This is a genomic window from Amycolatopsis deserti (genome assembly GCF_014653945.1).
In the GTDB taxonomy this organism is placed as follows: domain Bacteria; phylum Actinomycetota; class Actinomycetes; order Mycobacteriales; family Pseudonocardiaceae; genus Amycolatopsis_E; species Amycolatopsis_E deserti.
The window spans coordinates 611,847-633,550 of the sequence record NZ_BNAU01000003.1 but is presented as its reverse complement, the minus strand read 5'-3'; the positions used below and the strand labels follow the sequence as shown (position 1 = coordinate 633,550).

19 protein-coding genes are annotated in these 21,704 nt (G+C 70.5%); 13 read left to right on the top strand and 6 right to left on the bottom strand.

Features of this window, described 5'->3' with window-relative positions; genetic code table 11:
• Positions 1-28: 28 nt before the first annotated feature.
• A complete protein-coding gene (locus tag IE290_RS17795) occupies positions 29-1,135 on the bottom strand; it encodes a DegT/DnrJ/EryC1/StrS family aminotransferase (RefSeq protein ID WP_191245710.1) in 1,107 nt (368 codons plus the stop codon).
• A 239-nt stretch (positions 1,136-1,374) separates the two neighbouring features.
• Here IE290_RS17795 and IE290_RS17790 point away from each other — a divergent pair, with 239 nt between their 5' ends.
• Positions 1,375-2,772 carry an AMP-binding protein gene (locus tag IE290_RS17790; RefSeq protein ID WP_191245708.1) on the top strand — a complete coding sequence of 466 codons (1,398 nt, stop codon included), beginning with the start codon at positions 1,375-1,377 and terminating at the stop codon, positions 2,770-2,772.
• 114 nt (positions 2,773-2,886) lie between these two features.
• Positions 2,887-4,233 (top strand): glycosyltransferase family 39 protein, encoded by a 1,347-nt coding sequence (locus tag IE290_RS17785; RefSeq protein WP_191245706.1) that lies wholly within the window; start codon positions 2,887-2,889, stop codon positions 4,231-4,233.
• On the opposite strand, the gene IE290_RS17780 is transcribed toward IE290_RS17785, so the two are convergent.
• On the bottom strand, positions 4,230-5,045 hold the full coding sequence (locus IE290_RS17780; RefSeq protein WP_191245705.1) for an HAD family hydrolase: 816 nt from the start codon (positions 5,043-5,045) through the stop codon (positions 4,230-4,232). The genes IE290_RS17785 and IE290_RS17780 overlap by 4 nt on opposite strands.
• A gap of 64 nt (positions 5,046-5,109) precedes the next feature.
• Between IE290_RS17780 and IE290_RS17775 the strand changes: the two genes are divergently transcribed.
• The 8 genes from IE290_RS17775 to IE290_RS17740 all read left to right on the top strand — a co-directional run bounded on the left by IE290_RS17775 (position 5,110) and on the right by IE290_RS17740 (position 14,300).
• Positions 5,110-5,994 carry an LLM class flavin-dependent oxidoreductase gene (locus IE290_RS17775; RefSeq protein WP_191245703.1) on the top strand — a complete coding sequence of 295 codons (885 nt, stop codon included), beginning with the start codon at positions 5,110-5,112 and terminating at the stop codon, positions 5,992-5,994.
• A 48-nt stretch (positions 5,995-6,042) separates the two neighbouring features.
• The gene (gene glf / locus IE290_RS17770; RefSeq protein WP_191245701.1) at positions 6,043-7,266 is read left to right on the top strand and encodes a UDP-galactopyranose mutase; all 1,224 of its coding nucleotides are present in this window, start codon (positions 6,043-6,045) and stop codon (positions 7,264-7,266) included.
• A complete protein-coding gene (locus tag IE290_RS17765) occupies positions 7,259-7,780 on the top strand; it encodes a phosphatase PAP2 family protein (protein WP_191245699.1) in 522 nt (173 codons plus the stop codon). Before glf ends, IE290_RS17765 begins: the two co-directional genes overlap by 8 nt.
• A gap of 10 nt (positions 7,781-7,790) precedes the next feature.
• Positions 7,791-8,777: a decaprenyl-phosphate phosphoribosyltransferase gene (locus tag IE290_RS17760; RefSeq protein WP_373300463.1), complete on the top strand. Its 987-nt coding sequence runs from the start codon at positions 7,791-7,793 to the stop codon at positions 8,775-8,777.
• Positions 8,774-10,732, top strand: coding sequence for an arabinofuranosyltransferase (locus tag IE290_RS17755; protein ID WP_191245697.1), 1,959 nt, complete (start codon positions 8,774-8,776; stop codon positions 10,730-10,732). The genes IE290_RS17760 and IE290_RS17755 overlap by 4 nt, the downstream gene beginning before the upstream one ends.
• A gap of 68 nt (positions 10,733-10,800) precedes the next feature.
• The gene (locus tag IE290_RS17750) at positions 10,801-11,580 is read left to right on the top strand and encodes a hypothetical protein (protein ID WP_191245695.1); all 780 of its coding nucleotides are present in this window, start codon (positions 10,801-10,803) and stop codon (positions 11,578-11,580) included.
• Between the two features lie 36 nt (positions 11,581-11,616).
• Positions 11,617-13,740: a DUF8728 domain-containing protein gene (locus tag IE290_RS17745; protein WP_191245693.1), complete on the top strand. Its 2,124-nt coding sequence runs from the start codon at positions 11,617-11,619 to the stop codon at positions 13,738-13,740.
• Between the two features lie 26 nt (positions 13,741-13,766).
• Entirely contained in the window at positions 13,767-14,300 is a 534-nt protein-coding gene (locus IE290_RS17740) for a hypothetical protein (protein WP_191245691.1), read from the top strand.
• Positions 14,301-14,356: 56 nt separating this feature from the next.
• Here IE290_RS17740 and dprE2 read toward each other — a convergent pair whose 3' ends face one another.
• Positions 14,357-15,115 (bottom strand): decaprenylphospho-beta-D-erythro-pentofuranosid-2-ulose 2-reductase, encoded by a 759-nt coding sequence (gene dprE2, locus IE290_RS17735; protein ID WP_191245690.1) that lies wholly within the window; start codon positions 15,113-15,115, stop codon positions 14,357-14,359.
• The gene (gene dprE1 / locus IE290_RS17730) at positions 15,112-16,503 is read right to left on the bottom strand and encodes a decaprenylphosphoryl-beta-D-ribose oxidase (RefSeq protein ID WP_191245688.1); all 1,392 of its coding nucleotides are present in this window, start codon (positions 16,501-16,503) and stop codon (positions 15,112-15,114) included. Before dprE1 ends, dprE2 begins: the two co-directional genes overlap by 4 nt.
• 76 nt (positions 16,504-16,579) lie before the next feature.
• Here dprE1 and IE290_RS17725 point away from each other — a divergent pair, with 76 nt between their 5' ends.
• Both IE290_RS17725 and IE290_RS17720 read left to right on the top strand, forming a co-directional pair.
• Positions 16,580-17,062, top strand: a complete 483-nt coding sequence (locus IE290_RS17725; protein ID WP_191245686.1) for a GtrA family protein — start codon at positions 16,580-16,582, stop codon at positions 17,060-17,062.
• 67 nt (positions 17,063-17,129) lie between these two features.
• A complete protein-coding gene (locus IE290_RS17720) occupies positions 17,130-19,070 on the top strand; it encodes a glycosyltransferase (protein WP_191245684.1) in 1,941 nt (646 codons plus the stop codon).
• Here the strand turns inward: IE290_RS17720 and IE290_RS17715 are convergent.
• Positions 19,030-20,352: an MFS transporter gene (locus tag IE290_RS17715; RefSeq protein WP_191245682.1), complete on the bottom strand. Its 1,323-nt coding sequence runs from the start codon at positions 20,350-20,352 to the stop codon at positions 19,030-19,032. The two genes, IE290_RS17720 and IE290_RS17715, sit on opposite strands and share 41 nt — an antisense overlap.
• Positions 20,353-20,489: 137 nt before the next feature.
• Here IE290_RS17715 and IE290_RS17710 point away from each other — a divergent pair, with 137 nt between their 5' ends.
• Positions 20,490-21,425, top strand: a complete 936-nt coding sequence (locus IE290_RS17710) for a LysR family transcriptional regulator (protein WP_191245681.1) — start codon at positions 20,490-20,492, stop codon at positions 21,423-21,425.
• Between the two features lie 36 nt (positions 21,426-21,461).
• On the opposite strand, the gene IE290_RS17705 is transcribed toward IE290_RS17710, so the two are convergent.
• On the bottom strand, positions 21,462-21,704 hold the full coding sequence (locus IE290_RS17705; protein ID WP_094003559.1) for a hypothetical protein: 243 nt from the start codon (positions 21,702-21,704) through the stop codon (positions 21,462-21,464).

The following is a 21,704-nucleotide window of genomic DNA, read 5'->3' as shown; positions in this document are numbered from 1 at the left end:
GGAGCCGGCTGTCCGGTGCCGGAGGTGATCACGCGCCGAGCGCCTCTCGCACCTCGCGCACGGTGGTGTCCACATCGGCCTCGGACAGGGCGGGGTGCACGGGCAGCGACAGGACCTCTTCGGTGACCTTCAGCGCGACCGGGAAGTCCTGCCGGGACACCGCCGGGATCTGCGGGTGCTCGCGGAAGCAGTCGTGGTCGAACACCAGCTTCGGGTAGTACACGCCGGTCCCGACGCCGCGCTCGGCCAGCTCGGCGACCAGCTCGTCGCGGGCGAGCATCGCGTGCGGGCCGATCAGCACGCTGTACTGGTGCCACACGTGCTCGCGGCCGGGCAGCTCGGCCGGCAACGCCAGCCCGGGCGTCCCGGCGAGGCCGACGGACAACTGCCGCGCGTTGCGCCGCCGCGCCGCGATCAGCTCGTCCAGTTTGGCCAGTTGCGGGATGCCGACGGCGGCGTGCAGCTCGGACATCCGGTAGTTGTGCCCGGGCACCTCGTAGGCGTAGCGCGTCCGCATGCCCTGGTTGCGCAGCACGCGCAGGCGGTCGGCCAGCCCGTCGTCGTCGGTGGTGATGACGCCGCCCTCGCCGGTGGTCACGTTCTTGTTGGCGGACAACGAGAAACAGCCCACGCCGAACGATCCGGCCGGTCGGCCGGCGAACGTGGCGCCGACCGCCTGCGCCGCGTCCTCCACCAGGTGCAGCCCGTGCTCCTCGGCGAGCGGGGCGAGCTTGCCCAGGTCGGCGATCTGGCCGTAGAGGTGCACCGGGACGATCGCCCGGGTGTCCGGGGTGATCTCGGCCGCGACCGCGTCCGGGTCGACCGCGAAGTCCTCGCGGGTGATGTCGGCGAAGCGGACGGTCGCGCCGGTCTCCAGGATCGCGTTGAGCGTCGCGACGGCGGTGAACGGCGAGGTGATCACCTCGTCGCCGGGGCCCAGCCCGAGCGCCCGCAGCGCGGCGGTGAGCGCGGCGGAGCCGCTGTTCACGGCGACCGCGTGCGCGGTGCCGGCGGCGCGGGCGAAGGCGTCCTCGAAGCGCGCGACCATCGGGCCCTGCGCGAGCGTCCCCGACCGCAGCACCTCCACCACGAGTGATTCGGCGTCGCGGACGTCGACCGCGGTGATGGGGATCATGGGCGCGGCGTTCCTCTACTGTGATCGGCTCAGGCGTCCGTAAGACTGTACGAACAAATCTCGCGGGGTAAACCGCAACCACCCGACTGCGGTACCCGGGCCCAGCGGCGCGTTCACCGTCGCGGTCGGCAACCCGATTCCACCCGATGGGCTGCTGGACCGGCTCCCCGCCGACGTCTCTACTTTGGTGCGGGCCTGGAACGACCGGAAGGACCGGGCGTGGACGGAGGGATGGTCCTGTGACCCTGCTGGCTCCCGGCGCGCGGCTGGTCGACGCGGAAACCGGCGCGGTACTGGACGGCGCGGCGCTGATCACCGAGGTCGAGCGGCGGGCCGACGAACTCGCGGCGCTGCCGGACGGTGTGTTGTTCGCCCGCACGGGCGTCGACCTGGAGAGCGTGCTCACCTACGTCGCGGCGGTGCAGGCCGGGCGGGCGGTGGCGCTGATCGACCCGGCGCTCGACGTCCCGGTGCTGGCCGGCCTGATCGACCGGTTCTGCCCCGCGGCCGTGCTCGGCGCGCCCGCGGCGGAACCGCCGGCCGGGTACCGGGCCGCGGACGGGCACTGGCTGCGCCTCGACCCGGAGGGCATCCGCCCGCATCCCGACCTCGCCGTGCTGCTGCCCACCAGCGGTTCCACCGGCAACCCGAAGCTGGTCCGGTTGTCCCGCAAGGCGATCCTGACCAACGCGCACGCGATCGCCGACGTGCTCGGCATCGACGAGCGCGAGGTCGCGCCCACCACGTTGCCGCTGCACTACAGCTACGGCCTGTCCGTGCTCAACTCGCACCTGATCTGCGGCGCGACCGTCGTCGTCGAGCGGGAGGGCATCCTCGGCCGCGGGTTCTGGGACGCCGTGGCCGCGCACGAGTGCACGTCGGTCGCCGCGGTGCCCTACCACTACGAGATGCTGCGGCGGCTCAAGTTCGACCCGTCCGCCAATCCCGGCGTGCACACGCTCACGCAGGCCGGCGGGCGGATGCGGCCGGAGCTGATCGCCGAGTTCGACACGCTCATGCGCTCGGCGGGCGGGCGGATGTTCGTGATGTACGGCCAGACCGAGGCCGCGCCGCGCATGGCGATCATGCCGTCGGACCGGCTCGCCGAGAAGATCGGCTCGGTGGGGCCCGCGCTGCCCGGCGGCCAGTTCGCCATCCGCCGCCCGGACGGCGGCGAAACCACCCACCCCAAGATCACCGGCGAGATCGTCTACCGCGGGCCGAACGTGATGATGGGCTACGCCTCGACCGCCGAGCAGCTCGCGCTCGGCGACGAGTGCGGCGGCGTGCTGCCCACCGGCGACCTCGGGTACCTCGACGAGGAGGGGTTCCTGTTCGTCACCGGACGGCTCAAGCGGATCGGCAAGGTGTTCGGCAACCGGATCAGTCTCGACGACCTCGAGGCGGCCACTCGCGCGACCGGGCTGGGCATCGACATCGTGGCCGCGGTCCCGGCCGACGACAAGGTCGTGTTGTTCGCCGAGGGCGTTCCGGTGGAAGCGTGCGAGGCCGCGTCCCGTGCGCTGTCCGACCGGCTGCACCTGCACGCGTCCGGGTTCGACGTCCGCTCGATCGACACGATCCCGCTGCTGGCCAGCGGGAAGATCGACTACCAGGCGCTGACGGACGAGATATGAGCGAGTAGGTCAGCACCGGCGCCAGCCGTCCGCCGAAAGTCTCGGAGAAGAAACAATTCGTGCGCGAGAACGATACTCACGGCAAGGGTGGAGCGGCGTCACGGAGGGTGAGAAGTGCCTGGTGCCCTGGTCGTCGCGTGGCTGGCGCTGGCGGGGGTGGTCGTCGCGGTGTGGCCGCGGGTGGGGACCCAGCGCGCCCGCCGGGGCTGGATCCTGCTGCTCGCGCTGGTGTTCGCCCTGGTCCTGCAGCTCGTCGTGGCGACGGTGCCGGACGACGCGTTCGTGACCTTCCGCTACGCCCGCAACATGGCCGACGGCTACGGCGCGGTCTACACGATCGGCGAGCGGACCCAGGGCGTGCCGAACTTCGTGTGGCTGGTGCTGGTCACGCTGCCGCGGGCGCTGTTCGGCGCGGACGTCGTGAGCGGCGCGGTCGGGCTCGGCATCGCGTGCGCGCTGGGCTGCGTGGTGCTGGCGTACCTGCTGGCGAAGCGGTTCGCCGGCGGGGCCGGGGTGGTCGCCGCGCTGCTGACCGCGGGCGCGAGCATCCTGGCGGCGCGTGGTCTGGCCGGCACCGAGACGGCGTTGTTCGTCCTGCTCGTGCTGGCCGTGTGCCTGGCCCTGGTCACCGGCCACCCGCTGGTCGCCGGGGTGCTCGCGGCGCTGGCCGTGATGACCCGCTCCGACGGTGTGGTGCTCGCGTTGCTCGGCGAGGTTTGGCTGGTGACAGCCGCGGTGCGGCGCCGGTCGAGCTGGTGGGGCCCGGCCGGGTACCTGCTGGGCGCGCTGGTGTTCCTGGTGCCGTGGTGGGCGTGGGAGGCCACCTACTACGGGCACGCCAGGGCCGGGTGGCCCGCGTCGGCCCACCTGCCGTACGGCTTCCTGCTGTGCGCGCTGGCCGCGGTCGGGGCCGCCGTGGTGTGCGGCAGGCTGGGCGTGCGGCGCGATCGCCCGTCACCCCGGCCGCGCCGCAGCCTGGCCGAGCGGCGCGTGGTGCCGGTGGTCGCGCTCGTGCTGTGCGCGGTGAGCGTGCCGGTGGCGTTCGCGGCCCGGCAGGTCGTGCACCTCGACCGCGAGCGGCTCGCGCAGACCACGGAGATCGGTCACTGGCTGCGCGACCGCCTGCCGGCCGGCTCGACCATCGACACGTTCGGCAGCGCCGCGCTCGCCTACCGCGCCGGCTCCCGGATGATGATCACCGGCATCACCGGGCCGTCGCCGGAGGGCGACTACGCGCCGGTCGCGCTCTTCGGCCTGCCCGTGCTCGCCGCTCCACTGGCCTGGTACTCACCGGTGCAGGACTGCGGGATAGCGGAGAAGTACGCCCAGCGCTACGAAGTGGCCACCTTCCAGCGCACCGGCCTGGGCTGGCTGACGCTGTACCTCCGCACCGACAGCGAGTCGCGACTGCTGACCCAGCTGATGTCCGACCAGCGGCTGACCTACGTGCCCTGCCCTTAAAACCAGCGCTCCAGCACCTGCGCGACGCCGTCCTCGCTGTTCGGGCTCGTCACCTCGTCCGCCACCGCCAGGACCTCCGGGTGCGCGTTCGCCATCGCCACGCCGTGGCCGGCCCACTTCAGCATCTCCACGTCGTTGGGCATGTCCCCGAACGCGATGATCCGCTCCACCGGCACGTCGAACCGCTCGGCCACCTCGGCCAGCCCGGTCGCCTTCGTGATGCCGTGAGCGGCGACCTCGATCAGCCCGCCGCTGGCGGAGAACGTGATGTCCACCGACTCGTCGAGCACCGCCCTGGCCGCGCGCGCCATCTCGTCCGACGTCATGTCCGGGTGGCTGACCAGCAGTTTCACCGCCGGCCGCCCGACGATCTCGGCCCGCGACACCGGCACGCCCTCGCCGTCGCCCCACGGGTTGCGGTAGCCGTGCTCGATCACCAGGTGCTGCACGTCCGGGTCTTCCGCGCGCCGCCCGACCCGTTCGGCGGCGAACCCGGCGCCGGGCAGCGCCTTGGTCAGCTCGTCGACGGCGTCGTTCAGCATCATCGGCTCCAGCGCGCCGTGCACGCTGACCACTTCGTCCTTGCCGATGTCGTACAGCACGGCGCCGTTCGCGCACACCGCGTAACCAGTCAGGCCGCCGGCCTGCGCCACCGCCGGGATCCAGCGCGGCGGGCGGCCGGTGGCGAGCACGATCGGAACCCCCGCCTCCGCGACGCGGTGCAGCGCGGCGGCGGTGCGGGGGGACATCCGTTCCATCGGGTCGAGCAGGGTGCCGTCCACATCCGACGCGATCAGCAGGGGTTTCTCCACACCCCCCATTGTCCCTTGGGGTGCGGGGCGAGGGATTGTCGGTGCTGACCGATAGCGTGGGCCGGTGCGCGTTGGCATCGTGATTCTTCCCGAGGACCGGTGGTGGGCGGCCGAGCCGAAGTGGCGGGCCGCCGAGGAGTACGGCTTCGACCACGCCTGGACCTACGACCACCTCGGCTGGAGAACGCTGGTGGACGGGCCGTGGTTCGCCGCGGTGCCCACGCTGACCGCCGCGGCCATGGTGACCTCCACCATCCGCCTCGGCACGTTCGTCGCCTCGCCCAACTTCCGCCACCCGGTGCCGTTCACCCGCGAGCTGATCACCCTCGACGACGTGGCCGACGGCCGTCTGGTCCTGGGCATCGGCGCGGGCGGTCTGGGCTACGACACCGGGGTGCTGGGCGAGGCGGAACTCACCCCGCGCCAGCGCTCCGACCGGTTCGCCGAGTTCGTCGAGGCCCTGGACGGCCTGCTGATCACCGACAAGTTCGACTACACCGGCACCTATTACACCGCCCGCGGCGCGCGGAACCTGCCCGGTTGCGTCCAGCGGCCGCGAATTCCGTTCCTGATCGCGGCCAACGGACCGCGCGCGATGAAAGTTGCCGCAACTTATGGTGGCGGCTGGGTGACGACCGGGCCCAAGGCCGAAACGCTCGACGAGTGGTGGCGGGGTGTGGCCGAGCTGTCCCGGCGGTTCGACCAGGTGCTGGACGGCTCCGGCCGGGCCGGCGAGGAGGTGCACCGCTACCTCAGCCTGGACTCCGCACCGGTGTTCTCCCTGGTCAGCAAGCAGGCGTTCACCGACGCGGCCGGCCGCGCCGCCGAGCTGGGCTTCACCGACGTCGTCGTGCACTGGCCGCGCTCGTCCGGCCCGTACGCCGGGCGCGAGTCGGTCCTCGAAGACGTGGTCACCGACGTGCTCCCGGGCCTGCGCGCGGCGCAATAGTGAATGTGGGTGCGATCGCCCTCAGTAGCGTCGGTACCCTCGCTTCCCGTGAGCGAGCACACGAGCAACACTGACGTCACCGACGCCGATTTCGCCGGGTACGACCTGGTCGTCGTCGGCTCCGGCTTCTTCGGGCTGACGGTCGCCGAGCGGGCGGCGAGCCAGCTGGGCAAGCGCGTGCTCGTGCTGGAACGGCGCTCCCACCTGGGTGGCAACGCCTACTCCGAGGCCGAGCCGGAGACCGGCATCGAGGTGCACCGCTACGGCGCGCACCTGTTCCACACCTCGAACAAGCGGGTCTGGGACTACGTCAACCAGTTCACCGAGTTCACGAACTACCAGCACCGGGTGTTCGGCAAGTACCGGGGCCAGGTCTACCCGCTGCCGATGAACCTCGCGCTGATCAACCAGTTCTTCGGCAAGTCGCACACGCCGGACGAGGCCCGCGAGCTGATCGCCAAGCAGGCCAGCGAGATCGACACCGCGAACGCGCAGAACTTCGAAGAGAAGGCCATCTCGCTCATCGGCCGCCCCCTGTACGAGGCGTTCTTCCGCGGTTACACGGCGAAGCAGTGGCAGACCGACCCGAAGGAGCTGCCCGCGGCCAACATCACCCGGCTGCCGGTGCGCTACACCTTCGACAACCGGTACTTCAACGACACCTACGAGGGCCTGCCGGTCGACGGCTACACCGCGTGGCTGGAGCGGATGGCCGACCACGAGCTGATCGAGGTCCGCCTGAACACCGACTACTTCGACGTGCGCGAGCACATCCCGGCCGGCACGCCGACCGTCTACACCGGCCCGCTGGACCACTACTTCGGCTACTCCGAGGGCCGCCTGGGCTGGCGCACGCTGGACTTCGAGCAGGAGGTCGTCCCCACCGGCGACTACCAGGGCACCTCGGTCATGAACTACAACGACGAGGACGTCCCGTTCACCCGGATCCACGAGTTCCGCCACTTCCACCCGGAGCGGGACTACCCGAAGGACAAGACGGTCATCGTCCGCGAGTACTCGCGCTTCGCCAACGAGGACGACGAGCCGTACTACCCGATCAACACCCCGGACGACCGCGCCAAGCTCGAGCGCTACCGCGAGCTGGCGAAGGCCGAGGCGCGTGAGCGCAACGTGCTCTTCGGCGGCCGCCTGGGCACCTACAAGTACCTGGACATGCACATGGCCATCGGTTCGGCGCTGTCGGTGTTCGACAACAAGATCGCCCCGCACCTGACCGACGGCGCCCCCCTGGAGGGGAGCATCGATGCTTGAGAAGAAGCCGGAGCGCGCCGCCGAGATCCAGGTGCTCTCCAAGGTCCAGGGCGCGCTCAAGCGCCCGGCGACCGTGAAGGCCGCGCGTGGCCTGTCCCACTTCGGTGAGCACGCGATCGGGTGGTTCGCCGCCGGTCTGGTGGGTGCGGCGGTGGACCGCAAGCGCCGGAAGGACTGGCTGGTCGCGGCCGCCGGTGTGGTCGGCGCGCACGGCGCGTCGATCGCGGTCAAGCGCGTGGTCCGGCGGCCCCGCCCGCAGGACCCGAGCGTCGAGGTCCTGGTGGGCACGCCTAGCCGGCTGAGCTTCCCGTCCTCGCACGCCACGTCCACTACGGCGGCGGCGGTGCTCTACTCGGGATTGACCGGGCGTAACCTGGTTCCCGCGCTCGTCCCGCCGATGTTGGCGTCCCGGCTCGTGTTGGGGGTCCATTACCCGACCGATGTGCTCGCCGGTGCCGCGCTCGGCGGTGTGGTCGGAGGTCTGCTGCGCAGGAAAATCCGCAAAAAGGGGTAGGGAACCACCCGTGACCAAATCAGTGAACAACGCCGCGGAAGCCGAGATCGTGGACGAAACCAGCGAAACGGCCGAAGCGAAGACGGTGGAACCGGCGGAGCCGGCTCCGGCGGTCAAGCGCGGCCCGGTGCACATGGTCCTCGGCGTCGCCAAGACCGCGCGGCCGAAGCAGTGGGCGAAGAACGTCCTGGTCTTCGTCGCGCCGTTCACCGCGGCCCAGATCACCAACGGCTCGGTGCTGCTCGACGCGGTCATCGCGTTCGTGGCGTTCAGCCTGGTCGCGTCGTCGGTGTACCTGATCAACGACGCGGTCGACGTGGAGGCCGACAAGGCGCACCCGACCAAGCGGAACCGGCCGATCGCGGCCGGGATCGTGCCGGTGCCGGTCGCGTACCTGGCCGCGGTGCTGTTCTTCGGCGCCGGCCTGGCGCTGTCGTTCCTGGCCAGCCCCGAACTGGCCATCGTGCTGGGGGTCTACGAGGCGGTCCAGCTGGGCTACTGCTTCGGCCTCAAGCACCAGCCGGTGATCGACCTGGCGATCGTCGGATCGGGCTTCCTGATGCGCTCGATCGCCGGTGGTGTCGCCGCCGGCATCGCGCTGTCGCAGTGGTTCCTGCTGGTCACGGCGTTCGGTTCGCTGTTCATGGTGGCGGGCAAGCGCTACGCCGAGATCATGCTCTTCGAGCGCACCGGGGCGAAGATCCGCTCGTCGCTGAAGAAGTACTCGGCCAGCTACCTGCGGTTCGTGTGGGCGACCGCGGCGGCGATCCTGATCATGTCGTACTCGCTGTGGGCGTTCGAGCTGCGTGAGGGCGCCGACCAGTCGGTGTGGCCGGTCATCTCGATGGTGCCGTTCGTGATCGCCGTGCTGCGGTACGCGGTCGACGTCGACGGCGGCACCGCGGGCGCGCCCGACGAGATCGTGCTCAAGGACCGCATCCTGCAGGTCCTGGGTGTGCTGTGGGTCGCCACCCTCGGGATGACCTTCTACCTGTGACGACCACGTTGGCCCGGCCCGGCGGCGGCACGTCGACCGAACCCGCACCGCGCCGCCCGCTGACCCGGCTCGGACCCGGCCGCACCCTGGCCGAGCTCGTGCTCGGCACGCTCGCGGCGGTCGTGTTCAGCCTGGTGCTGCAGTTCGGCTCGAACAAGCTGGGCGTCGACCCGGGCACGTACGTGCCGGACGCGCTGGTCAACCTGGCCGTCACGGTGATCGTCGTCGTGCTGTTCGGGTCGCTGGCCTACAGCGGCGCGGCCCGCTGGCCGCTGTGGGTGCGCCTGGGCGGCAGCTGGGCGGCGCTGACCGCGCTGTCCACCCTGCTGCTGGCGATCCCGCTGCAGGGCACCCGGTTCTTCCTCGGCGGTTCCAGCGTGGACAACACGTTCCGCCTGCAGTACATGGAGCGCCTGACCGAGACGGCCGGGCTGGCCGACGTGAACTACCACGGCCTGGCCGCCTACTACCCGGGCGGCTGGTTCTGGCTGGGCGGTCGCTTCGCGAACCTGCTCGGCCTGGAGGGCTGGGCCGCCTACAAGCCGTACTCGATCACCTGGGCCGCGGTGTCCGGGGTGGTCGCGTTCGTGCTGTGGAGCCTGGTCGTGCGCCGCCGGATGGCGCTGCTGGCCTCGGTCGCCACGGTGCTGGCCGGGTTCGTCGCGCTCGGCCCAGAGGAGCCCTACGCCTGGCCGACCACCGCGTGGCTGCCGCCGATCATGCTGCTGGCCTGGCACGCGCTGCGCTCCCGCGAGCGGGTGCCGGCCTGGACGCTCCTGCTGATCGGCGTCTACCTGGGCTTTTCGGCGGTCACCTACACGCTGCACGTCGCGTTCGGCGTGGTCGCCGTGGTGGTGCTGGCGCTGGCCGTGCTCGCGCTGGACGTCCGCGCCGGCGAACCCGTCGGGCCGGTGCTCAAGCGGCTGTTGCTGCGCCTGGTCGCGATCGGCGTGGTCACCGCGGTGCTGGCCCTGATCACCTGGGGTCCGTTCATCCTGGCCGGCGGGCTGGGCCAGCCGAACGTCGCCGCGCACTTCCTGCCCGAGATCAGCGCCTACTTCCCGACGCCGTTCACCTCGGCGAGCGCGTTCGGGCTGCTGTGCCTGGCCGGGCTGGTCTGGCTGGTGCTGCGCGCCCGCCGCGACCCGGTCGCGTTCGTGCTGCTCGTGCTGACCGTGCTGGTCTACGTCTGGTTCGCGTTGTCGAACCTCGCGCTGCTGGTCCGCACCACGCTGCTGTCGTTCCGGTTCATCGTGACCATCGACGTGGTCCTCGCGGTGGCCGGGGTGTTCGCGCTGGTCGAGCTGGTGCGGGTGCTGCCGAAACTGATCGGCCGGATCCGCCCGGTGCGGACGGTCGCGTTCGTGCTGGCCGTGCTCGGCGCCGTTTCGGTGTCCCAGACCGTCGTCGGCTCGTCGATGAAGGACGCGGTGGACACCGCCGAGTCCGACTACTACCCGGACGGCTGGACCGCGAGCTTCGGGCACGACCCGAAGCAGGACGGGTACTGGACGCCCGAGCTGATCACCACGATCGCCGAGCTGACCGGACGCCCGGCGAGCGGCAACATCGTCTTCTCCGCGCACGACCGGCTGCTGTCGTTCCAGCCCTACTGGGGCTTCCAGCAGACCACGCCGCACTACGCGAACCCGCTGGCCGGATACGCGCAGCGCAACGAGGAGATCCGGTCCTGGGCGACGGCCCGGGACTCGGCCGACCTGCTCGCGCGGCTGCGCGCGAACCCGCACCAGGCGCCCAACGTCTTCGTGCTGCGCCGCGCCGACGACGGGAAACTGCTCGCGCCGGTCGTGTCCGACACGTTCCCGCGCGCGGTGCCGATCCGCGTGGACGAGATCGAATTCGCGCCGGAACTGTTCACCGCGCCCGGGTTCGAGCGGCGCGACGTCGGACCGTTCACCGTGATCGTGGACTCTTCGGCACCACCGATTAGCTGAATGTGTGAGTTTCTCGTAAACTGCTCCGCACACACCTGTTGGTCGGAAAACGCAGAGGGGGCACCGGCGTGACCTACCCCCTGTACCGCACCGGCACGATCGCCGTCGTGGACGGCGTGTCCTACCCGGTTTCGTATGCGGCGGGCGAAAATTACGTGCACTTCCCGCAGGTGCGCGACGCGAGACCGGCGCCGTTCCCGCGTCAGGAACTCGCCGGCGCGGTTCCGGTGGAGATGTGTGAACGCGTTTTCTCGGTGCAGGTCTACGCCAGCTACCGGGACCACCGCGTGATGGTCGACGCGGCATTCGACAACGGCACCGCCCGCGTGCTGGACGCCGAATGGGATAACGAATGGGCCACGATCAACGGTTTCGTGCAGGAGAACTCCTACGAGTACTACAAGACCGTCGACATGCGTGATCTCCGCGACTACGCGGAACGGCAGAACGACCTGCTGTTCACGCGGTGGCGCGCGGCGCGGTTCGCGCGGCCGGTCGAGGGGATCCCGCTGCACGGCGGCTGGCCCAACGGCCAGGCGGCGGTCGTCGCGGGCCGACCGCGCTCCGGGGTGCTGGAGACCGAAGGCGGCCGGGTCGCCGAGGTGAGCACGCGCGCGGAGTACCTCGGCTACTCGTGCGAGGTCGCCGGGATCACATTGGACGGTTCGGTCGGCGTGCACTACCTGGGCAGCGACTTCGAGCGCGCCGAGGCGGACGGGTTCCGGCCCGGCGACGACGGCCGCTGGTCCAAGACCGTGCACATCTTCGACCTGGCGCGCTACCACGAGTTGCACCGGGACCTGCTGTTCGACCAGTGGCGAGAGTCGCGGGATAGCCTGGCCCGATGAGGCAACCACGGAACCGGGCCAGGGCGTGTGCGTGAAGTGACACAAGTTCTGGACCGTTCGGACGAGGTCGACCGCACCACCCGCCGGCCGCGCCGCGTACTGCCCGGCGACCGGGCCTTCTGGCTCACCGCAACGCTGGCCGCGCTGGTCGGCGTCGTGTTCGTCGCGAGCGGCCTGGCCTGGAACCAGGGCAAGCTGATCGCGCCGCTCGACGACGTCTACATCCACCTGCAGTACGGGCGTCAGCTGGGCCTGGGGCACTTCTTCCAGTTCAACGCCGGCGACGAGATCAGCGCTGGGGCGAGCAGCCTGCTGTACGCGCTGGTGCTCGGCGCCGCGTACGCGGTGGGTTTCCAGGGCACGTTCTTCCTGGCCTTCGCGACCGGCTTCGGCATCCTGTGCTTCGCGCTGGCGACCGGGCTGGTCACGGTGCTGGGCACGAAGTTGGTGTCGCGTTCGGTCGGGGTGTGGTCGGGTGTCCTGGTCGCGCTGAGCGGCCCGCTGGCGTGGGGCTCGGCCAGCGGCATGGAGGTCGGCCTGGTCATGCTGCTGGTGGTCGCGACGCTGCTGGCGTTCGTGACCGAGCAGCCGTGGGCGCGGTTCCGGTGGACGCCGGTGCTGGGCGGTCTGCTGGCGCTGGTACGCACCGAGGGCCTGATCCTGGCGGTGACGCTCGCGTTCGCGGCACTGTGGACGGTGTGGGCGCACCGGCACATGACGCGTCCGCGCCGGGCGGTGCCGCGGGCACTGTGGACACTGCTGCCGATCGCGGTCGGCGCGGCCCAGCTGCTGTTCTACAAGATCGCGACTGGAACGGCGTCGGCGAACGGCATCCAGTCGAAGTCGTTCCTGCACGACCGGCCGCTGTTCTGGTTCAGCGAGTTCACCGACCGCACGATGGCCAACGCGCGCGGGTTCCTGAACATCTTCCTGGGGTTCGACGGGCAGGACTACGCGTTCCCGGGCGCGCTGCTGGTGTTCGCGGCGGGGATGGTCTACGTGTTCCTCACGCGGCCGACCTGGCGGCCGATGCTGTACGCGCTGGCGGCCGGCTTGCTGCTGATCCTGGTATCGGTGTCCACTTTGAACACCGCGCTGGTGCACGAGCTGCGGTACGTGCAGCCGTTCATGCCGGTGTTCGTCCTGTTCGTGGTGATCGGCGTGTACGGGCTGAGCCGGATCGCCGCCCGCGAGCGCGCCCGGCGCATTTCGCTGCACGGCGCTCTGGTGGTGGTGCTGGTGCTGTCGCTCGCGACGCTGCCCAGCTGGTCGGTCCGCTTCGGCCGGGCGACGGCGGCGATCCGCGACACGGACGTGTCGGTGGCGCAGTGGGTGCGCGGAAACCTGCCGCCGGAGGCGATCGTCGCGGTGAAGGACGTGGGCGCGGTCGCCTACTTCGGCGAGCACCGGGTGCTGGATCTGATCGGCCTGGGCACCAACGGGTTCGCGGCGCCGGCGAACAACGGCACCGGTTCGCTGTACGAGGCGCTGAAGCACCTTCCCGCGGCGCAGCGGCCGGCCTACTTCGCGGTGTACGACCCGGCGCCCGGCCCGTCGATGGAGCCGCTGAAGGACGTCGGGGTGCTGCGGACGCCGGCGGAGATGAACTTCGAGGTGCAGGCGCAGCCGGACCTCGGCGGGCGCTTGATCGTGCCGTTCCGGTGGCTGAGCGTCTACGAGGCGGACTGGTCGCTGGCCGGCAGCGGCGACGAGCAGGCGGTGCCCGGTGAGCTGCGGGACTACGTGAACGTGGGCGACCTGCGCAGCGAGGCTGAGCACGGGTACGCGCCGGTGGCGGCCCAGGTGGGCGCGCAGCCGTGGACGTCGCTGGGCCGCGTGGGCGACGTGATCGACAGTTTCCGCCCCATCGTGGGTGGCGAGGCGTTCACGGCGCACAACCTGGTGCCCGGCCGCCCCCTGACGATCACCTCCCGCACCGCGATGCACGGCACGGTGTTCGACATGCGGGTGCTGGTCAACGGCGTGGACGCGGGCGTGTGGACCCGCGACGAGCGGGACGGCGTGTGGTCGACCTACAGCTTCACGATCCCCGCGGAGCTGATCACCGACCCCTCGGCGCACATCGAGATCCAGCAGCCGCGCCCGCTGCTGAACCCGTACCCGGACTACACCTCCTACGGTTACTGGCTGAGCCAATAACCTCGGTTCCATCGGGAGACTGGACGATGCGTGCATTCGCGCTGGCCGGGGTGGCCGCCGCGCTGGCCGTCACCGTGGCCGGGTGCGAGCAGTCCCGGGAGTACGCCGTGCCCGAGCGCGTGTGCGGCGTCCCGGTGGACCCCGCCGTGCTCGCGCCGCTGCTGCCGGGCGGGGAGCAGATCGCCGACCGGAGCACCGACCTGGGCGCCGGGAGCGGGTCCTGCCGGGTCGAGGTGGACAACAGCACCGTGCTCTACCTCGGCCACGGCGTGGCGCCACGGGACTGGGACGTGCTGGCCGAGGAGGGCTGGAAGCTGGCGAACCGCGGAAATCCCACCCCGGTCGCGGGGGTGGGGAAGGCGGCCGCGGTCGCGAACGACGGGGCGCAGGCGTCGGCCGAGTGCACGTACGAGGGCGAGCCGCGGCTGTTCGTGGGCTTCGTCGGGCTGGAGCGCGCCGAACCGGTGCCCGAGGAGATCCCGGCGCGGCGGGACGCCCTCGTCGCCTTCCTGAAAGCCTGGCTCCCGGTGGCGGCCACGGCAGCGGGTTGCGTGGCCTGAACACGAAAAACGCCCCGGGCCCATCGCGGTGCCCGGGGCGTTTTTTCGTGGAACGATCAGATGGGCAGCTTGCGGAAGATCGGCCGCGGCACGTGCCGCAGGATCGACATCACCGCGCGGAACTGCGCCGGCGCCCACACCAGGTCCTTGCCCTTGCGCGCGGCGTCCACGGCGATCTCGGCGACCTGTTCGGCCGTCTGCTCCAGCGGCGCCTTGCCCAGGCCCTCGGTCATCTTCGTCTTGACCTGGCCCGGCCGCACGACCGTCACCTTGACGCCGAACGGCGCCAGCGCCTCGCCAAGGCCCAGGTAGAACCCGTCGAACCCGGCCTTCGTCGAGCCGTACACGAAGTTCGACCGCCGCACGCGCTCACCGGCCACAGAGGACAGCGCGATCACCGAGCCGTGGCCCTGCTTCTTGAGTTTGTCCGCCAGCGCCACGCCGACCGACACCGCCGCCGTGTAGTTCACCGTCGCCAGCTCGACCGCGGTGGCGTGGTTCTGCCACGCCTCCTCGTTGTCGCCGAGCAGGCCGAACGCCACCACGGCCACGTCGATGTCCCCGGCCGAGAACGCCTGGTCCAGCACCGCGGGGTGGGAGGCGGTGTCCGTCGCGTCGAAGTCCACTTCGGACACCGTGGCGCCGGCCGCGCGCAGCTTCTCCGCGGCCAGCTTGCGGCGCTCGGACGCCCGCGCGGCCAGCACGACACGCAGCTCCGGCGCGTCGCTCAGGTACTTCCGCGCGATCGCCAGCGCGATGTCGGACGTGCCGCCGAGCAGCAGCAGGGACTGGGGGTTGCCAACAGCGTCGATCACAGTTCAAGCCTCCGGCTCATGTCGGACGCGAACACGCCCTCGGGGTCGACCGACTGGCGGATCTTGCGCCACTCCTCCAGCCGGGGGTACATCTTCGCGAAGGTCTCCGGCGTGGTGCGCGAGTCCTTCGCGGTGTACAGCCGGCCACCGGCCGCCAGGACGTCTTCGTCGAGTTCGGTGCAGAAGCGGCCCAGGCCGTCCTTGATCGGGAAGTCCACCGACAGCATCCAGCCCGGCGACGGCCAGGACAGCGGCGCGCGGTTGCCCTCGCCCATCCGCTTGAACACGTTCAGGAACGAGTAGTGACCCGACGTCGCGATCTTGCGGCACAGGTCCTTGAGCGCGTCCTCCCGGCCGAACGGCACGGAGAACTGGTACTGCAGGAAACCCTTGGAACCGTAGGCGCGGTTCCACTCGCTGAGCATGTCCAGCGGGTGGTAGAACTGCGTCAGGTTCTGGATCTTGCCGCGCGCGCCCTTCTTCGGCACCGTGCGCTGCCAGATGTTGTTCAGCATCCCGAACGTGAGCTTGTTGCCCAGGCCGTTGGGGAAGACGTCGGGCAGCGTCATCAGCTGCGGCGCGTCGAACTTCAGCGGATCGGCCCGCAGCTTCGGCGGCAGCTGGTCCAGCTTCGCCAGCGAGCCGCGGGAGAACGTGGCACGACCGAGACGGCTGTCGGAGTTGATGAGGTCCGGCACCGACATCGAGTAGTCGTAGTTCAGGTCGGACCCGTTGCTGAACAGCTCCAGGGTCTCGTCCAGGCTCGACGTGCGGTCGGCGTCCACGATGAAGTAGGCGCTTTCGGTCTTCTTCATGCGGATCTTCGCGCGCACGATGATGCCGGTCAGGCCGATGCCGGCGACCGTCGCCCAGAACAGCTCGGACTCCGGGCCCTCCGGGGTGAGGGTGCGGATCTGGCCGTCCGCGGTGACCAGGTCCATCGACAGCACGTGGTTGCCGAAGCTGCCCGCGCTGTGGTGGTTCTTGCCGTGGATGTCGTTGGCGATCGCGCCACCGATGGTCACCTGGCGCGTTCCGGGCAGCACCGGGACCCACAGGCCGTACGGCAGCGCGGCCTTCATCAGCTGGTCGAGGCTCACCCCGGCGTCCAGGTCGACCTCACCGGTGTCCGGGTCGATCGAGTGGATCGTGTTCAGGGCGGTCATGTCGATGACGAGTCCACCGGCGTTCTGCGCCGGGTCCCCGTAGGAGCGGCCGAGCCCGCGGGCGATCACGCCGCGCTCGCCGGCCTGCGCCACCGCGCGGGCGATCGTCTCCACGTCCGGCGTGGTCAGCACGTCTGCGACGGTCGGGGCGGTGCGACCCCACCCGGTGAGTGTCCGCCGCTCGGTATGCGGTGTCGTGTTCACCCGGACCAGGGTAACCATCCCCGAAGGGCGGCTTTGACCGAGGCGCTTCTACACTTTTCCGGTCCTGGAAATCGCACGCTGGTGAGGTAGTGCAGTGGTGTCTACGGAACCGCAGGAGCAGGCAGTGACCGCGAAGGCGAGCCCGGGCCTGCTCGGCCAGTTGGTGCGATTCGCGCTGATCGGCGGATTTTGCGCGTTGCTCGATCTCGGTACCTACACCGGGTTGCGAGCGCTGGGTCTCGATTACGCTCCGTGGGACACGGTCGCCCGCGCGATCAGTTTCATCATCGGTACGACGACCGCATTTTTCCTTAACCGGAAGTTCACGTTCTCCGGTGGCCGCAAGGGCGGCAAGGGGCAGATCGGCGGCTTCGTCCTGCTGTACGGCGTCACATTCTTCGTCGCCGTCGGTGTGAACGCGCTGATGCTGCACGTGCTCGGCGAGTTCGCGTTCAAGCCGACAGTCGCGTGGGTGATCTCGCAGGGCACCGCGACCGCGATCAACTTCGTGATGCTCAAGTGGGTTGTCTTCCGGGAACCGGATGTGACCGATGTTTCGCCGGAGTCCGGCTCGTGATTCGTTCACAGGTGACCCGTGTAACTTGGCGGTCGCGAGTCGGATTCCCCTGGAGGACTGAGAACTGATGGCCGGCAAGACTGCCGCGGGACAGCCTGCCCCCGCTGAGGCGAAGACCAACGGAGCCCAGTTGGCGCAGGACCAGACCACGTTCGCCGAACACGTTCCGCAGGGCCGCCTGACCGCGCAGCGCGGGCTCTACGCCGGGCCGTCGCCCATCGTGTCCAAGGACCTCTACTCCGAGGTGCTCGAGGGCGTGGTGAACCGCGGCCGCGACGGCGTGACGCTGGAGCCGTCGGCGCGCGTGTCCGGCAACACCTACTTCGGCCGGTTCCCGGCCAGCTACTGGCAGCGCTGGACGAAGGTGCGCCAGGTGCGCGTCGAGGCCGTGGTGAGCGGCGCCGGCCAGCTCGCGGTGCGCGCGTCCGACGTCGAGGGCGAGCCGCGCACGATCGAGGCGCGCGAGGTCGAGGGGGCCGACCAGGCGTCCGTCGAGTTCGACGTGAAGATCGACAAGTTCTACGACGGCGGCGCGCTGTGGCTGGACCTGGAGACCCAGGCCGGGCAGCGGCTGACCGTCGAGCGGGTGCGGTGGACGGTCGAGCCGCCGGAGAAGATCCGGCCGACCGCGGTGACCATCTGCACGATGAACCGCGCCGACGACTGCCTGAAGAACCTGCGGGCGCTGGCCGGTGACCTCCAGTCGCTGGACACCCTGGACGCGATCTACGTCGCCGACCAGGGCACCGACCGGGTGGACTCGCGGGACGGGTTCGCGCAGGTCGCGGCCGATCTGGGCGACAAGCTGCACTACATCACCCAGCCGAACCTCGGCGGCGCGGGCGGCTTCACCCGCGGCCTGTACGAGGTGGCCGGGCACACCGAGACCGAGCACGCGAACGTCCTGTTCATGGACGACGACGTGCTGCTCGAGCCGGATCTGGTCGTGCGGATGACGGCGTTTTCGAACCTGGCCGCGAACCCGGTCATCGTCGGCGGGCAGATGCTGAACCTGCTGCACCCGCACCAGCTGCACGTGGGTGCCGAGTACGCGCGGCTGGAGAAGCTGGAGCCGGGTGTGCCGGTCGAGCACAGCCTGCACACGGCGGACCTGCTGGGTGTCGACGAGGAGACCGGCGAGCCGAACCGCCAGGAGAAGCGGCTCGACGCGGGTTACAACGGCTGGTGGTCGTGCCTGATCCCGTACGAGGTGGTCAAGGCCATCGGGTACCCGATGCCGTTCTTCTTCCAGTGGGACGACGCCGAGTACAGCTACCGGGCGCGGGCGCACGGCTTCCCGACGGTCACGCTGCCCGGCGCGGGCGTCTGGCACGCCGACTTCCACTGGAAGGACTGGGACGAGTGGCACCGGTACTTCAACCTGCGCAACTCGATCATCACCGCGGCGCTGCACAGTGACTTCAACCTGAACGTGGTGTGCCGGACGCTGATGGCGCAGGTCGTGCGTTACCTGCTGGGCATGCAGTACGGATTGACGCACACGCTGATCAAGGCGGTCGAGGACTTCCTGGAGGGCCCGTCGATCCTGGAGGACGGCGGTGTCGCCGCGATGCAGGAGATCCGCGCGATCCGGGCCCAGTACCCGGAGACGAAGCGCCACGACGCGACCGAGGTGCCCGGCATCGCGTCGAACGACATCGGGATCATCAACGCCGCGCCGCGGCCCGCGCTGCAGCGGCTGATCCTGGTGAAGCGGATCGTCGACCGGCTGCGTGGCCGCTCCCGCTTCGCGCTGGGAGCCGTGCCGAACGACGAGGCGCACTGGTGGCACGTGGCGCTGTTCGACACGGCGGTCGTGACCGACGCGTCCCAGGAGGGCGTGCGGGTGCGCAAGTACGACCGGGAGCGGATGTTCGAGCTGGGCAAGCGCGCGGTGAAGACCCTGAACCGGCTGCGCAAGGAGGGACACGCGGTGCAGGCGCAGTACAAGCGCGCCCTCCCGCAGCTCACCAGCCGCGAAAACTGGAAGCGGCTGTACCGGCTCTGAGGTCTTGTGGTTTCCCAGCCGGCCCTGCTGCTTCCAGCGGCGGGGCCGGTTCTTTTTCGCCGCTGTCAGGCGTGCGGTCGCGCCGGGGGAGCAGCACCGGGGTGATCAGCATGAGCAGCCCGGCGACGGCGATCGCGGTGCGGGGGCCGACGATGCCGGCCAGCAGGCCCCACAGCCCGGTCATGGCCGCGACAGTCGCCTTGCTGGTGACCGACCACGCCGACAGGGTGCGGGCGATCCGGTTCGCCGGGACTCGCTCGAGCCGGTAGGTGGCGAACACCGGGTTGAACACGCCCATGCAGGTGATCAGTCCGAACTCGACCGCGATGACGAGCACCAGCCCGGCCACGCCGGGCTGGATGAAGGCCAGTCCGAGCGACCAGCACGCACGCAGGACCCCGGCGGCGAGCATGACCTTGTGCTGTCCGAACCGGGAGACGAGCCGGGGGGCCAGCCGCGCGCCGATGATGCCGCCGACGCAGGGCAGGCCGAACGCGAGGCCGTATTGCCAGGGGGCGAACCCGAGGTCGCCGAGCATGAGGACGGCGAGCAGGGGCATGGTTGCCATGACCAGGCTGCTGACCAGGACCGTGTTGACGAACAAGGGGCGCAGGGTCGGGTGGGTCAGGATGTACCGCCACCCTTCGAACAGGTCGCGGGGCCGCAGCCGCGTCCCGTGCGCGGCGGTGTGCACGGGACGCGGCTCACCGCCGCCGATCGCACGGATCCCCGAGGCTGAGAGCAGATAGCTGACCGCGTTGGCCACGACGGTCGTCGCCGGGCCGAACAGCCCGATCGCGGCAGTGCCGGCCGGCGGTCCGAGCACGGTGGCGGTCCAGGTCGTGGACTCGAATCGCCCGTTCGCGACGAGCAGGTCCGCCGGCCGCACGAGTGCCTTCAGGTACGCGCCACTGGCCGCGTTGAAGGCGATGTCGGCCGCACCGACGACGACGGACACGACCAGGAGCTGGACGAGACTGAGCAGACCGAGTGCGTGCGCGGCGGGGACGGTCATCAGTGCCACGAACCGGGTCAGGTCCATCGCGACCATCACCGGCCGCTTGCGGCGGAACTCCACCCACGGCCCGAGTGGCACCGCGACCACCGCTCCCACCGCCAGCCCCGCGGCTGCCAGCACCGACACCTCGGTCGGCCCGGCGTGCAGCACGAGGATCGCGATCAGGGAGAACGCGTCGAACGCGAGCCACGTGCCGAACGTACTGACCGCGTACGCCGCCCACAGCCACCCGAACCGTCGGCCCAACCGTCTCCTGCCCACCATGCGTAGCGCACCCCTTGTGTCCCACCCGAACAAACCGACGTTGATCAGTGAGAGCAGACCCGATGACGCCGCCGCAGGTCAAACAACTGATCTGCGATAAAGTCACAACCAGGCGTTGTGCGCTAGGGTGGATCGGCGTGGATCTCGACGCCGTGCGCACCTTCGTCGCCGCAGCCGACGCGGGTCAGTTCCAGGAAGCCGCCGCCGACCTGTCGATCACGCAGCAGGCCGTCTCCAAGCGCATCGCCGTGCTGGAGAAGGAGCTTGGTGTGCGGCTGTTCACCCGGACCGCGCGCGGCGCCGAGCTCACCATCGACGGGCAGGCGTTCCTGCCCCACGCGCGCGAGCTGCTGCGCGTCGCCGAGCGCGCGGTCACGTCCGTACGTGCCGGCAGCCGTCCGCTGCGCGTCGACGTGCTCGCCTCGCGCAGCGCGGCGTCGGGCCTGATGCGCGGTTTCCACCGCGCGCACCCCGAGATCGAGCTCGACGTGGTGTGGCTGTTCGACATCGAGACGGCCGTCGCCGCCATCCGGTCCGGTGCGATCGACGCGTCCTTCCGCGCCGTCGCCGTGCCCGGCCGGCCTCTTCCCGAGGACATCGAGTCCGCCCGGGTGCTCGACGAGCCGCTCCAGCTCCTCACCGGCCCCGCTCACGCGCTGGCGGGCGCCCAGTCGGTGACCGTCGCTCAGCTCGCCGGGCACCGGATCTGGATGCCCGGCATCGTCCCCGGTACCGAGTGGGCCGCCTACTACGACGACCTCGTCGCCGAGTTCGGCCTCACCATCGAGGCGACCGGCCCCAACTTCGGCTCCGACGCGCTCCTCGACACCATCGCCGACACCCCGGCCCTGGCCACCTTCATGGGCGAGCAGACCCGTCTCGTCTGGCCCGCCGGCCACGGCCTGCGCCGCATCCCGGTGACCGACCCGACGCCGGTCTACCCGCACTCGCTCCTCTGGCGCCACGACAATCCCCACCCGGCGCTGGCCACCCTCCGCGCCCACCTCGCCGCCACCGCAGCCGGCCACGACGCTGCCGGGACGTGGGTGCCGCGCTGGGCGATCCCGCGCTGACCGCCGCCAGGTCTTCGATCACCGTGCGCCGGGTCGTCAATGCAAGCCGAACACCTTGTTCTTCCGCTGCAGGTCGTCGATGTAGGCCACGGCCACGTGCGCGAAGTTCACCGTGACCCGGGAGCCTTCCTTCGTGCGCACGGTCTGCACCGAACCGTGCTCGAGGTGCAGGTGCAGGTCCTTTTCCAGCTCGTCGACGTCCTCCGGCGGCAGGGCGAACAGCAGAGGCTCGCCGCCGGTGGCGAGGTGCAGGACGAGCGCGGGTTTTTCATCAGCCAT